Here is an 11,951-nt window from a genome sequence, read left to right as displayed (position 1 = left end):
GCCCGCCGCAGCGGCGGGGCTGTTCGGCTATCTCGGCTATGACATGATCCGGCTGGTGGAGCATCTGCCGAATGTGAACCCCGACCCTCTGGGCCTGCCCGACGCGGTGCTGATCCGGCCTTCGGTCATCGCGGTTCTCGATGGGGTCAAGGGCGAGGTGACCGTTGTCTCCCCCGCCTGGGTCGGGGGCGGTTTGTCGGCCCGCGCGGCCTATGCACAGGCCGCCGAGCGGGTGATGGACGCGGTGCGCGATCTGGAACGTGCCCCCACCACAGCCGCCCGTGAGATGGGCGAGGCCCATGCGGTGGCGGACCCCGTGTCGAATTTTGCGAAAGCAGACTATTTCGCCGCCGTTGAAAAGGCCAAGGATTACATCCGCGCGGGCGATATCTTTCAGGTCGTGCCCTCGCAGCGCTGGACGCAGGACTTCCCGGAACCGCCCTTCGCGCTCTATCGCGCACTGCGCCGGACCAACCCCTCGCCTTTCATGTTCTTCTTCAATTTTGGCGGCTTTCAGGTGATCGGTGCCAGCCCCGAGATCCTCGTGCGGGTCTTCGGCGGCGAGGTCACGATCCGCCCCATCGCGGGCACCCGTCCCCGTGGCGCTACACCCGAGGAAGACAAGGCGCTGGAACTTGACCTGCTGGCCGACCAGAAGGAACTGGCCGAACACCTGATGCTGCTGGATCTGGGCCGCAACGATACCGGCAAGGTCTCCAAGATCGGCACCGTGCGCCCAACCGAGGAATTCGTGATCGAACGCTATTCCCACGTTATGCATATCGTCTCGAACGTGGTGGGCGAGCTCAGCGACGACCACGACGCGCTGTCGGCGCTGCTGGCGGGCCTGCCTGCCGGGACCGTGTCCGGCGCGCCCAAGGTCCGCGCGATGGAGATCATCGACGAGCTGGAGCCGGAAAAGCGCGGTGTCTATGGTGGCGGTGTCGGCTATTTCAGCGCCGGTGGCGACATGGATATGTGTATCGCGCTACGCACGGCGGTTCTGAAGGACGAAAAGCTCTATATCCAGGCGGGCGGCGGCGTGGTCTATGACAGCGACCCCGAGGCCGAGTTCCAGGAAACCGTAAACAAGTCCCGCGCGCTGCGCAAAGCGGCCGAGGAAGCGAGCCTGTTCTCCGGGCGCCGCAACAGCTGAGCCGCTACCCCAATTCTTCCGCCAGCATGTCGAACACCACGCGAATGCGGCGGCTGTTGCGCAACTCCCGGTGTGTCACCAGCCAGTTCGGGAAGGTGATCGGGGCAAGCCCCTCGATCTGTAGGCGTTCCACCTCTGGCGTGCCTGCGGCAACAAGGTCCGATCCCACGCCAACACCCAGCCCACGCCGCACCATTTCCCAGGCAACGACCGAATTCAGCGTGCGGATTGGGAAGTTGACGTGGCTGACCGGAATGCCGCGCTTGTTCAGCTCCGCAACCATGCGTTCGGGTTGGTCGATGCCCACCATCTCTATGGTTTCCAGATCGGCCATGGTCGAGGGCCGCCCGTTCCGGTCCAGCCATTCCTTTGACGCGTAGAAACTGCCCGTCCCGTCGCGCAGGCGCTTGCCGATCAGCTCCGGGTCTTCGGGCCGCATATGGCGGATGGCGATGTCCGCCTCGCGTCTGCGCAGGTCCGAAACGCGGTTTTCCGCAACGATTTCAATCGTTAAACCAGGGGCTTCACGGCGCAGCCGCTTCAGGATATCGGGCAGGATATAGGCGGCATAGCCATCGGCGACCGAGATGCGGACCTCGCCTTGCACCTCCTGCACATGGCCCGCTGCCGACAGTGAAATCCGGTTCGCCGCCTCGCCCATGGCGCGCACATGTTCCAGCAGGTCCATGCCGGCCTGCGTCAGGATCAGGCTTTTACCGACGCGCTCGAACAGCGTGATGTTGAGGCTCTCCTCCAGCGCTGCCACCTGCCGCCCGAGCGTGGGTTGCGTCAGTCGCAAAGCCCGCGCCGCGCCCGACAGCGTGCCCTCCTCCACCGTGGCGAGGAAGGCGCGTACCTGGTTCCAGTCGAAAGAGATCGCGGCCCAATTCATGCATATCCGTATAAACCGACTGCGAATTTCTGCAATTTCTTTTGGTATGCTCGCCAGATACCTCCTGCCGTCAAAGGAGACACGCCATGACAGCCACCGCTACCGCCTTCTGGGACAAGATCGCCCCGAAATACGCCGCCCACCCGGTGAAGGACATCCCCGCCTACCGGGCAACGCTCGATCACACCCGCAGCTATCTTAAACCCGGTGACCGGGTGCTGGAGATCGGCTGTGGCACAGGCAGCACCGCGATTGACCTCGCCCCTGCCGTAGCGGATTACGTGGCCACGGATGTCTCGGGCAAGATGGTCGAAATCGGGCGGGAGAAATGCTGGGACGCGGGCCTGCAAAATCTCAGCTTCCAGCGCGCGGCGGCGGATCAGGGGGTGTTGCCGGAGGGGCCGTTTGACGCGGTGTTGGCCTTTAATGCTTTGCACCTGCTGGATGATCTCGATGCGGGGCTAGCGGAAATGCACGATCGTCTGGCGCCGGGCGGGTTGCTGATTTCCAAGACCGTGTGCATCGGCGGGGCGTTCTCGCCATTCCGGCCGATCATCGCGGCCATGCAGCTTTTCAACAAGGCCCCGCATGTGCTCTTCCTGACCGCAGACAAGCTGCGCGCGCGGATCGAGGCCGCCGGGTTCGAGATCACCGATGTGCAGGATTTCAACAACTCCGCCAAGCGCCCCTATTTCGTGGCCCGCAAGCGCTGACAGGCTTTGACAGTGTCGCGCCCCGTTTCTAGATTGGCCACCATTGGCCAGACCGGCGGGGCGTTTCATGTCAGAGTTACCAGAGTTCTACTTCCGGGTCCGCGAAAACGGCGCGGCGGTATATCGGGTCGATACCCAGAACCGCCAGCGGCGTATCGAGATGAATGAGATCGCGGTCGTGAATATCAAGAATGGCCGCGTGAAGCCCCATGGCGACCATGTCCTGACGCCTGAGGAAACCCGCGTCATCGCCGACTGGATGGCCGAGCGCGAGGCGCTGCTGGCCCGGCGTGACCTCGACGACATCCACCGCACCATCGACCACCTGAACCTGACCGCCCAATGGGCGCAAAGCCGCGCCGATGACGCCGCTTTGGAAGACGTCACCGACCGGCTGCTGATGGCCATGCACGACCTGCGCAGCGTGCTGGTGCGCAAGAAGGCCGACCGGCTGATGAAGGGCGACAAGGGCTAGGTGATCCCTGCCGCCCTGCCCGGTCACTCGTTTCCGAAGAACTGCCCCGGCGCGGTGATCGAGTAGCTGGGCTGCCCGCCGGTCGTCACCATCACCTCAAGGCAGTTGCCCGGACCATCCGTGATCATGAACGGGTGGGTGACATAGCTGTCGATGGTCATCGACTCCCCGGCATTCAGCCCGCCCATATCGACGAAGTTGCCGTTATAGTCGATCCAGACGACGCCACGATAGCCGTCGGTCATATTGGTCAGGGTGATCTGCTGCGGCATGTCGCCGGTATGCGACAGGACCTGCCCCAGCATTTCACAGCCATGGGCATGGTCGGCAGGCGGCGGCAGTTCGCCTCCGGTGGTACCCGCCACCGGGTCGGCGCAAGCCGTGAGGAAGCTGTCGAGCGGGCCGGCAACGCCTGCGGTGCGCATTTCGATCCCCTGCCCGCCGGGAATCGCATAGCTCAGGAAATCGCGGGCGCGCATGAGGTTGAACAGGGCATCGTCCAGCTCCAGCGCCAGTTCGACACCGGTCACGCCAAACTCGGCATTCACGCCGATGATCGTGCCGTCCAGGATCGTTCCCGCCCCGGCTCCATCGGTAAAGGAGAGCGAGACAGGCGCACCATTGGGCAGACCCGCCGTATCGGCCACGATCTGAACAGAGGCATAGGTGCCGCCCGCACCGATCTGGCAGCTTGCGAAGAATTGCAGGTCATCGGTTTCGGGCACGCCATAGACCAGCGAGACATGGGACTCGAACGGGTTCTGGGCAAGGTCGATATAATCCTGCCACTGATAGCCCTGCTGAGCATGTGCGGTGATAGAACTAAGCGCCACGGCAGCGCTGGCGAGGATCAGGGGAAGACGGGTCATGGAAAGGCTTTCTGCTGTGAAGGTCTGGACAATGACTCGCACCCTAGACCAGCTTCAAACGGATAGATAGTGTTAATTTAACACATTTTGAGAAATGTTGCGTCGCCCTGCACTTACCAGCCATCAGTTGGGGATATCGTAGCTATCCTGCCCGGCCTGCGGCACCATCACATCCTGACACACGCCATCCATATCCGTGATCAGCCAGGGATGGGTCAGATAGCTGTCGATCGTCACCCAAAGCCCCGGCTCCACAATCGCGATCTGCGTTGGCTGGCCCTCATAGTCGATCCAGAACAGCACTCGGGCCGCATTGCTCGTATTGGAGAAGGTAACCTGCTGCGGCACGTCACCTGACATGGACCGTGCATTTCCATAGGTGTCGCAGCCAAGCGGCGCGGCGGGGTTTGCCGGGGGCGCATTGGGCGACAGGGCCGAACACTCACTGACGAACCGGCTGATATCGCCTCGGCCCGGCCCCGTGGGCAGCGCGATCCCCTGCTGGCCCGCCAACTGAAAGGACAGGCCCGACCCGTTCTGAAGCACCGCGAAGAAAGGATGCGACATCGGCAACTCGACCCGCGCGCCCGTATGGCCGGTCTCCCACGCAAAGACCTGTGCCGGAATCTGCAAAGGCCCTTGCCCGGTGGACGCAACCGACACCGTGACAGGGCTGCCATGCGGCATTGCCCCGGTATTGGAGAAGAAATCCACATCTGCCGTCGACCCTGCGGACCCGGCATTGCAATTCAGGCTGAACTGAACAATGTCGGTATAGGCCACGCCATAATCGAGTGAGATCGACGGCGGTTCGCCGGGCACCGGGGTCCAGCTGGTATAGACCCATTCCATCCCCTGCGCCGCAGCATTGCCTGCCCATCCGGCGACCACCAAACAAAGGCTCATTCCCAAAACACGCATGACCAAATCCCCTTAATCTTTGCCGCAGATTAACGTTCCGGCACGCCCCCGCAACCGGTGACGCGCGTATAGTGGCTCTCCATCACGTAATCCTTGCGCGGGCCTGAGACCTGCCAGACAGCTCTCCACTCTGGCCAGGCGCTGAAATCATAGCGCACATGGTAGAGATCCGGGGGGCAGTCATGGCGGGTTTCGGGCGCATCGGACGAGAACCAGTGAAACGGCCGCCCGTCCTCGAAGAACACCGCGATCCCGCCTGCCTCTTCGCGCCATGTGTAGCGGCGTTCGGCATTCAGGGGCGGGCCATCCCCGTAGCACAGGCGGCCCGTCTCGGTCAGAACCAACCCGCCCTGCCCCGGCGCGAACAGCGCGTCGCCCTCCAGCCGCCCGGTCAGCCCGGCGCGGGCATCGTCGATCCGGCGGCTCAGACGCCAGCAACCTTCGAAATCGGCAAGGCAAAGCCCCATCCCTGCGACACCCCTTAACTTGTGGTCAGGTTCCTCTGCCCTTAAGAGGACGCCAACTCCTCCTCAAAGGCAAGGCTGCGCCCCATGATCCCCCGTTATTCCCGCCCCGAAATGGTCGCCATCTGGAGCCCGGAAACCAAGTTCCGCATCTGGTTCGAGATCGAAGCCCATGCCTGCGACGCGCAGGCCGATCTGGGCGTGATCCCGCGCGAGAATGCCGAAGCCGTCTGGAAGGCCAAGGACGTGGAGTTCGACGTCGCCCGCATCGACGAGATCGAGGCCGTCACCAAGCATGACGTGATCGCCTTCCTCACCCATCTGGCTGAGCATGTGGGCAGCGACGAGGCACGCTTCGTGCATCAGGGCATGACGTCCTCGGACGTGCTGGACACCACCCTGAACGTCCAGCTGGTGCGCGCCGCCGATATCCTTGTTGCGGATGTGGAGGCGCTGCTGGCAGCGCTCAAGCGCCGCGCCTATGAGCACAAGGACACCGTCCGCATCGGCCGCAGCCATGGCATCCACGCCGAACCCACCACCATGGGGCTCACCTTCGCGCGCTTCTACGCCGAGATGGACCGCAACCTCAGCCGCCTGCGCGACGCACGGGCCGAGATCGCCACCGGCGCCATTTCCGGCGCGGTCGGCACCTTCGCCAATATCGACCCGGCGGTCGAAGAGCATGTCTGCGACAAGATGGGATTGGTGCCCGAACCGATCAGCACGCAAGTCATCCCGCGCGACCGTCACGCGATGTTCTTTGCAACGCTTGGCGTCGTGGCCAGTTCCATCGAGAACATCGCCATCGAAATCCGCCACATGCAACGCACCGAGGTGCTGGAGGCGGCCGAGTTCTTCTCGATGGGGCAGAAGGGCTCCTCGGCCATGCCGCATAAGAAGAACCCGGTTCTGACGGAGAACCTAACGGGCCTCGCGCGGCTGGTGCGCATGTCGGTCATCCCGGCGATGGAAAACGTGGCGCTTTGGCACGAACGGGACATCTCGCACTCCTCCGTTGAACGGATGATCGGGCCGGATGCCACGATCACGCTCGATTTCGCGCTGAACCGCCTGACAGGCGTGATCGACAAGCTGCTGGTCTACCCGCAGAACATGCTGGACAACATGAACAAATTCCCCGGCCTGGTGATGTCGCAGCGGGTGCTTCTGGCCCTGACTCAGGCCGGTGTCAGCCGCGAGGACGCTTACCGGCTGGTGCAGCGAAACGCCATGAAGGTCTGGGACCACCGCACCGATTTCCGCGAGGAACTGCTGGCCGATGAGGAAGTCCGCGCGGCGTTGTCGGAGGACGAGATCAACGAGAAGTTCGATCTCGGCTACCACACCAAGCATGTGGGCACGATCTTCGCGCGGGTGTTCGGCGAGGACTGATCCGAAAGGGTATTTCGCCGCCTGACGGCGTCGACCCGCGGGGGGATCCTCCCCCCGCACCCCCCTGAGGTATTTTTACCAAGATGAAAGGGGAGAACGAATTCGGTGTGCGGGGCTTCGCGCGCTAGAGATTTCGTGTTAACATTGCTTCCGCGTCGACATGCGACACAAGTTTTCCCAAGCAGGAGGCCCCCATGCGCCCCGCCGCTTTGATCATCGCCCTGACCTTCGCTCTGTCGCCTGTTGCGGCACTGGCCCAATCAGGCTGCGAGCATGGCGACCGACGAGCGAGCTGCATGGATGGGACGACCTGGGACCCGGTAACGGGCCGCTGCGAGACCTCGGTCAGCAGCTGATCACCACCAAACACCCCGTGCTTTGATCCGGACAATGCTTTGGCGTTGAGCCCTGTCCGATTTCGCGTTACCTCCCCCACCACCACTTGACCACAAAGGAACAGCCCATGACGGCAAAGGTCTTCATCGACGGTGAGGCCGGCACGACCGGCCTGCAGATTCTCGAACGGCTTCAGGGCCGGGCGGATATCACGCTTGTCCAGGTGGAGCATGAGCGCCGAAAGGATGCCGATGCCCGCGCGGAGGCCTTTGCAAAGGCCGACGTGGCGATCCTCTGCCTGCCCGATGCCGCCGCAATCGAGGCCGTTTCGCTGGCCGGTGATTGCCGGATCATCGACGCCTCGACCGCGCATCGGTTGGCCGATGACTGGGTTTACGGCATGCCGGAACTGCCCGGCCAGGCCGAGGCAATTGCGGGCGCCTCCCGCGTCGCCAATGTGGGCTGCTACGCCACCGGGTCGATCGCGCTGATCCGGCCCCTGCGGGATGCGGGCCTTCTGTCCGAAACCGATGCGCTCGTGCTGACCGGCACCTCGGGCTATACCGGCGGCGGCAAGGCGCTGATCGCGGAATATGACGCGGGCACCGCCCCCGCCTATTTCCTTTATGCAACGGGCCAGAGCCACAAGCATGTGCCCGAGATCATGCGCTATGGCCGCCTGACCCGGCAGCCTGCCTTCCAGCCCGCCGTGGGCAATTACGCGCAAGGCATGATCGTGCAGCTGCATCTGCATCGCGATGCGATGGCGGGCGCGCCTGATATGGCCGGGCTTGAGGAAGCGTTCCGCGCCTTCTACGCCTCTGCCCGCTTCGTCGATGTGGTCCCGGCCCCGGCGCGGCTGGATGCGCGGGCGATGAACGGCACCAACCGGATGGAGATCTCGGTTCACGGCAGTGACGAGACCGGGATCATGACCGTGACCGCCACGCTCGACAATCTGGGCAAGGGGGCGTCCGGCACCGCCGTGCAGAACCTCAACCTGATGATCGGCGCGCCGGAAGACGCGGGGCTCTGAGGCCCCGTCCGATTTTAGCAAAACCCGCCGCGTTTTCCCCGTGGCGGGTTACCGGCCCTTAACCCCTGTTCCGTGATCCTGCCTGACGGGTGAGTGACAACAGATGTGGGGCAGACCATGCAATTGACGGAACGATTTGTAGACGCGCCTGCGCCGCCTTTGCGGATGTCGAACGCCGACAAGGCAGCGGTGATCGTGCGGCTATTGCTTTCGGAAGGGGCGATGCCCCGGCTGACGGGCCTCTCGCTGCGCCAGCAGGAGGCGCTGGTGCGGCGTCTGGCCGGGCTTGGTCCGGTGGACCGGGATACGCTCTCTGCCGTGGCGCGTGAATTTGCCCATGCGCTCGACACGCTTGGCCTGACGTTCCCCGGCAGCGTCGCGGGCGCGCTCGACATGGTGCGTGATCACCTGTCGGAAGAGGCGCGCGAGCGGATCGCGGAACTGGCAGAGGGCGACGGCCCGCCCGACCCCTGGCGCCGGATCGCCGCGACCGACCCGGACCGGCTGAAACCCATCCTGGCCCGTGAAAGTGCCGAGATCTGTGCGATTCTGCTGTCCAAGCTGCCGGTCGCCAAGGCCGCTGCTCTGCTGTCTGACCTGCCGGAGGATCGGGGTCATGTGGTCGCCCATGCGGTCGCCCTGACCTCCACCATCGGGGAAGACACCATTGCCCGCGTCGGGCGGTCCCTGCTGGATCAGTTGCAGGCACAGCCGACCCCCGCCTTTGCCAGCGCCCCCGCCGACCGGGTAGGCGCGATCCTGAATGCCGCCGCTGCGGCGACCCGCGACAAGGTGCTGGAAGGGCTCGACGGGGCGGATGCGGATTTCGCCGGGCTGGTGCGCAAGGCGATCTTCACCTTCGAACACATCCCCAAGCGGCTGGACCAGAAAGACGTGCCAAAGGTCATGCGCGCGCTTGATGCCGAGACCACCACCGTGGCGCTTGCCGCCGCGATGGAGGCTGCGCCGGTGGCTGTCGAATTCCTGCTGGAAAACATATCCAAACGCATGGCCGAACAGCTGCGCGACGACGCCGAAGCGCGCGGCAAGGTGCGCGGGGCCGAGGGTGAGGCCGCAATGGCAGAGCTGGTCACCGCGATCCGCGACCTTGCCGATAGCGGCGAAATCCGCCTGATCGAGGACGAGGAGTAGCGCGCTCTTGACCGGGACGCGCCGCAGGGATCATCATGGCCCCCCACCCTGAAAGACCCTTGACCCAAGGAGGATACCGGAATGGGAACCAGCGATCTGATCCAATATGCCCATGCGCTCTACAATGCCCATGGCGACAAGGCCGAGGCGGAAGCCGCGCAAAAGGCCCTTTCGGAAGAGGAGGCAGGCAACGCGGAAGAGGCGCAGAAATGGCGCGCGATCCGAGGGCATATCAAGGAATTGCGCGGTCCGAAATCGACCTGACGCCGTGAGGTTCATGCATTTTCGCATGATCTGACAACTGATATGGGCAATTCACGCACATTTTGGGCGTATGTATACCCTTGGGCATCCTGTTGACCACATGCCCGAGGACATCCCATGCCCCAATCCCATACACCCCGTCAGGCCCAGGGCGCTGGCCTTCTCTATCTCGTGATCATCATCGCTGGGTTGAGTTCAGAGCTTCTTTTGCGGGGGCCGCTCATTGTTCAGGCCGATGCTGTTCAGACCGCCAGCAATATCCAGGCGCATCTTTCCGGCTTTCGGCTGTCTCTCCTGCTTGACCTCGTCATGATCCTTTCGGATGTCGCACTGGCCTGCCTGCTTTACCTGATCTTCGCACCGTTAAGTCCGGTGCTGGCGATCCTGATGAGCGCCTTTCGCATGGTTCAGGCGGCGGTTCTGGGGGCCAATCTGTTCAACCAGACCATGGCCCTGAACCTTCTGACGTTTGAGGGCGATCTGCCGGGGCGAGAGGCACTGGCCATGGCCAGCCTGCAACTGCAGGCACAAGGCTATGATCTGGGCCTTGCCCTCTTTGGGCTCTCCTGCGGATTTCTGGCGCTTATCCTGCTGCGTGGACAGGCGCTGCCCCGTTGGATCGGCTGGCTGATGGCCGGGGCCGCCCCGATCTATATCACCGGGGCCATTCTGCGTATCATCGCACCGGACCTCATGTCGGTGTTCGAGCCCGCCTATATCGTGCCGGTCGTGGCCGAGCTGTCCTTCTGCCTCTGGCTGCTGATCGCTGCGCCCAGAAGGCTTACGCCACGCCCTTGACCGGCACCGTGCGCCGGCCATCGGCCCAGGCCCGCGCAGCGCGCCCAAAGGCCTCGAACAAGGGCCGGGAGACCGGGTCTTCGGCGGCCCGATATTCCGGGTGCCACTGAACCGACAGAGTGAATCCCGGCGCGTCCGCGATATAGATCGCCTCGGGCGTGCCATCCTCGGCCTGCCCGTCGATCACGACCCGCGCGCCGGGGCGCTTGATGCCTTGCCCGTGCAGGGTGTTGGTCATCACCTCACGCGCGCCCATCAAGCGGTGGAACGGCCCGCCTTCCGTGAAGCTGACCGTGTGGCGCAGGGCGAATTTTTCCTCCAGCGTGCCGTCCGGCGGCATCCGGTGGTTCATGCGCCCCGGCAGATCGCGAATCTCGGGGTAGAGCGTGCCGCCCATGGCCACGTTCACCTCTTGAAAGCCGCGACACACACCCAGAATCGGCTGCCCCCGATCCACACAGGCGCGGATCAAAGGCAGGCTGACCGCATCGCGGCAGCGGTCGAACGCCCCATGCGCCTCGGTCGGGTCCTCGCCATATTCCTCCGGGTGGACATTGGGTCGCCCGCCGGTGAAGAGAAACCCGTCGAAAATCTCCAGCAGCTCCGCCGTCGCCGCATAGCGCGGATCGGCGGGGATCAGCAGCGGCACACAATCAGAGACCTCGGCAATCGCCTCGGAATTCATCGTGCCGCCCGCATGGGTCGGGTACTGATCATTGATCAGGTGATGATTGCCGATAATGCCGATGACCGGTCGCCGCATGGATGCCCTCTGATTTCAGCGCTTTCCCAAGCATATACGCCGCCGCGCGCAGCGAGGAAAGCGGCGTCAGCGCACAACCGACCTGCAGACTGTGCGCTGCCTGCGAATTGGGCGCTCATGCAACCGGGCTAAGCCCCGATGCGATGATGCCAGCCACCGCTGCCTTGGCGTCGTTGTCGGACGTGTCGCCCGTCACACCCACGGCCCCGATCACGGCGCCCGACGCGTCCTTGACCAGCACACCGCCCGGAACCGGCACCACCTTGCCACCGAAGGCACCGTTCATCGCCGCCATGAAATAGGCCTGATCCTCGGCCCGCGCCATCTGCGCGCTGCCGGGCATGCCCAGCATCACCGCGCCATAGGCCTTGCCGCGCGCGATCTCGAACCGGCCCGGACTGGCCCCATCCTCACGCTCAAACGCCAGAAGATGCCCGCCCGCATCCAGAACCGCCACCGACAGCGGCTTCAGCCCCAGCTCGCGGCCCTTTTCGCGCGCCACGCGTACCATCGTCTTCGCCTGGTCCAGAGTGATCATATCCACGCCTCATTAAGGTTAACGGCGCGCCCGCCCCCGTCAGGGGATTCCCGGATGCGCCTTCTTCTTGGCAAAAATACTCACAAACCATAGGCTGGCCGCAATGCGACCAAGTAGGGGATCCTGCCATGGACAGGTTCGAGACCATCCTGATCATCCTGGCCCTCACGCTTGTCGTA

The 11,951-nt window shown here is 63.9% G+C and carries 15 protein-coding genes; 9 read left to right on the top strand and 6 right to left on the bottom strand.

The genetic code is table 11. The features are described from left to right. Positions 1–1,156, top strand: a 1,156-nt coding sequence (locus BKY26_RS10320; RefSeq protein ID WP_071690314.1) for an anthranilate synthase component I family protein, incomplete at its 5' end; no start/stop codon positions are given. A gap of 4 nt (positions 1,157–1,160) precedes the next feature. Here the strand turns inward: BKY26_RS10320 and BKY26_RS10315 are convergent. Further along, positions 1,161–2,048 (bottom strand): LysR family transcriptional regulator, encoded by an 888-nt coding sequence (locus BKY26_RS10315; RefSeq protein ID WP_071690313.1) that lies wholly within the window; start codon positions 2,046–2,048, stop codon positions 1,161–1,163. A gap of 86 nt (positions 2,049–2,134) precedes the next feature. Between BKY26_RS10315 and BKY26_RS10310 the strand changes: the two genes are divergently transcribed. Together BKY26_RS10310 and BKY26_RS10305 are read left to right on the top strand one after the other, a co-directional pair. Further along, positions 2,135–2,761: a class I SAM-dependent methyltransferase gene (locus BKY26_RS10310; protein WP_071690312.1), complete on the top strand. Its 627-nt coding sequence runs from the start codon at positions 2,135–2,137 to the stop codon at positions 2,759–2,761. Between the two features lie 67 nt (positions 2,762–2,828). Next, entirely contained in the window at positions 2,829–3,236 is a 408-nt protein-coding gene (locus BKY26_RS10305; protein ID WP_071690311.1) for a Rossmann-fold NAD(P)-binding domain-containing protein, read from the top strand. 23 nt (positions 3,237–3,259) lie between these two features. Here the strand turns inward: BKY26_RS10305 and BKY26_RS10300 are convergent, their stop codons facing one another. The 3 genes from BKY26_RS10300 to BKY26_RS10290 all read right to left on the bottom strand — a co-directional run bounded on the left by BKY26_RS10300 (position 3,260) and on the right by BKY26_RS10290 (position 5,493). After that, positions 3,260–4,105, bottom strand: a complete 846-nt coding sequence (locus BKY26_RS10300; protein ID WP_071690310.1) for a hypothetical protein — start codon at positions 4,103–4,105, stop codon at positions 3,260–3,262. A 123-nt stretch (positions 4,106–4,228) separates the two neighbouring features. Continuing rightward, the gene (locus BKY26_RS10295; protein ID WP_158514327.1) at positions 4,229–5,011 is read right to left on the bottom strand and encodes a VHL beta domain-containing protein; all 783 of its coding nucleotides are present in this window, start codon (positions 5,009–5,011) and stop codon (positions 4,229–4,231) included. Between the two features lie 44 nt (positions 5,012–5,055). Next, positions 5,056–5,493: a DUF6314 family protein gene (locus tag BKY26_RS10290; protein ID WP_071690308.1), complete on the bottom strand. Its 438-nt coding sequence runs from the start codon at positions 5,491–5,493 to the stop codon at positions 5,056–5,058. An 84-nt stretch (positions 5,494–5,577) separates the two neighbouring features. Between BKY26_RS10290 and purB the strand changes: the two genes are divergently transcribed. The 6 genes from purB to BKY26_RS10265 all read left to right on the top strand — a co-directional run bounded on the left by purB (position 5,578) and on the right by BKY26_RS10265 (position 10,471). After that, complete coding sequence (gene purB / locus BKY26_RS10285; RefSeq protein WP_071690307.1) at positions 5,578–6,885, top strand: adenylosuccinate lyase; 1,308 nt, start codon at positions 5,578–5,580, stop codon at positions 6,883–6,885. Between the two features lie 194 nt (positions 6,886–7,079). Next, the gene (locus BKY26_RS20240; protein WP_158514326.1) at positions 7,080–7,241 is read left to right on the top strand and encodes a hypothetical protein; all 162 of its coding nucleotides are present in this window, start codon (positions 7,080–7,082) and stop codon (positions 7,239–7,241) included. Between the two features lie 107 nt (positions 7,242–7,348). Further along, positions 7,349–8,257, top strand: a complete 909-nt coding sequence (gene argC / locus BKY26_RS10280) for an N-acetyl-gamma-glutamyl-phosphate reductase (protein WP_071690306.1) — start codon at positions 7,349–7,351, stop codon at positions 8,255–8,257. Between the two features lie 165 nt (positions 8,258–8,422). Next, positions 8,423–9,409 carry a FliG C-terminal domain-containing protein gene (locus BKY26_RS10275; RefSeq protein WP_158514325.1) on the top strand — a complete coding sequence of 329 codons (987 nt, stop codon included), beginning with the start codon at positions 8,423–8,425 and terminating at the stop codon, positions 9,407–9,409. 81 nt (positions 9,410–9,490) lie between these two features. Further along, on the top strand, positions 9,491–9,673 hold the full coding sequence (locus BKY26_RS10270) for a hypothetical protein (protein ID WP_071690304.1): 183 nt from the start codon (positions 9,491–9,493) through the stop codon (positions 9,671–9,673). A 117-nt stretch (positions 9,674–9,790) separates the two neighbouring features. Continuing rightward, a complete protein-coding gene (locus tag BKY26_RS10265) occupies positions 9,791–10,471 on the top strand; it encodes a DUF4386 domain-containing protein (RefSeq protein WP_071690303.1) in 681 nt (226 codons plus the stop codon). Here the strand turns inward: BKY26_RS10265 and BKY26_RS10260 are convergent. Both BKY26_RS10260 and BKY26_RS10255 read right to left on the bottom strand, forming a co-directional pair. Then, the gene (locus tag BKY26_RS10260; RefSeq protein WP_071690302.1) at positions 10,455–11,234 is read right to left on the bottom strand and encodes a gamma-glutamyl-gamma-aminobutyrate hydrolase family protein; all 780 of its coding nucleotides are present in this window, start codon (positions 11,232–11,234) and stop codon (positions 10,455–10,457) included. The two genes, BKY26_RS10265 and BKY26_RS10260, sit on opposite strands and share 17 nt — an antisense overlap. Before the next feature lie 115 nt (positions 11,235–11,349). Continuing rightward, positions 11,350–11,772: a GlcG/HbpS family heme-binding protein gene (locus BKY26_RS10255; RefSeq protein WP_071690301.1), complete on the bottom strand. Its 423-nt coding sequence runs from the start codon at positions 11,770–11,772 to the stop codon at positions 11,350–11,352. Between the last annotated feature and the right edge of the window lie 179 nt (positions 11,773–11,951).

The sequence above is a fragment of the Nioella sediminis genome, from assembly GCF_001879695.1.
GTDB lineage: Bacteria > Pseudomonadota > Alphaproteobacteria > Rhodobacterales > Rhodobacteraceae > Nioella > Nioella sediminis.
Note: the sequence above shows the minus strand (reverse complement) of the source record. Positions and strands in the feature narration are given on the sequence as shown.

Excerpts from the sequence above, each read along its gene's own strand:
- BKY26_RS10270 (WP_071690304.1), top strand. The coding sequence starts at position 9,491 with ATGGGAACCAGCGATCTGATCCAATATGCCCATGCGCTCTACAATGCC.
- BKY26_RS10275 (WP_158514325.1), top strand. The coding sequence starts at position 8,423 with ATGTCGAACGCCGACAAGGCAGCGGTGATCGTGCGGCTATTGCTTTCG.
- BKY26_RS10255 (WP_071690301.1), bottom strand. The coding sequence starts at position 11,772 with ATGATCACTCTGGACCAGGCGAAGACGATGGTACGCGTGGCGCGCGAA.
- BKY26_RS10305 (WP_071690311.1), top strand. The coding sequence starts at position 2,829 with ATGTCAGAGTTACCAGAGTTCTACTTCCGGGTCCGCGAAAACGGCGCG.
- BKY26_RS10295 (WP_158514327.1), bottom strand. The coding sequence starts at position 5,011 with ATGAGCCTTTGTTTGGTGGTCGCCGGATGGGCAGGCAATGCTGCGGCG.
- argC (WP_071690306.1), top strand. The coding sequence starts at position 7,349 with ATGACGGCAAAGGTCTTCATCGACGGTGAGGCCGGCACGACCGGCCTG.
- BKY26_RS10265 (WP_071690303.1), top strand. The coding sequence starts at position 9,791 with ATGCCCCAATCCCATACACCCCGTCAGGCCCAGGGCGCTGGCCTTCTC.
- BKY26_RS10315 (WP_071690313.1), bottom strand. The coding sequence starts at position 2,048 with ATGAATTGGGCCGCGATCTCTTTCGACTGGAACCAGGTACGCGCCTTC.
- BKY26_RS20240 (WP_158514326.1), top strand. The coding sequence starts at position 7,080 with ATGCGCCCCGCCGCTTTGATCATCGCCCTGACCTTCGCTCTGTCGCCT.
- BKY26_RS10310 (WP_071690312.1), top strand. The coding sequence starts at position 2,135 with ATGACAGCCACCGCTACCGCCTTCTGGGACAAGATCGCCCCGAAATAC.
- BKY26_RS10260 (WP_071690302.1), bottom strand. The coding sequence starts at position 11,234 with ATGCGGCGACCGGTCATCGGCATTATCGGCAATCATCACCTGATCAAT.
- BKY26_RS10300 (WP_071690310.1), bottom strand. The coding sequence starts at position 4,105 with ATGACCCGTCTTCCCCTGATCCTCGCCAGCGCTGCCGTGGCGCTTAGT.
- BKY26_RS10290 (WP_071690308.1), bottom strand. The coding sequence starts at position 5,493 with ATGGGGCTTTGCCTTGCCGATTTCGAAGGTTGCTGGCGTCTGAGCCGC.
- purB (WP_071690307.1), top strand. The coding sequence starts at position 5,578 with ATGATCCCCCGTTATTCCCGCCCCGAAATGGTCGCCATCTGGAGCCCG.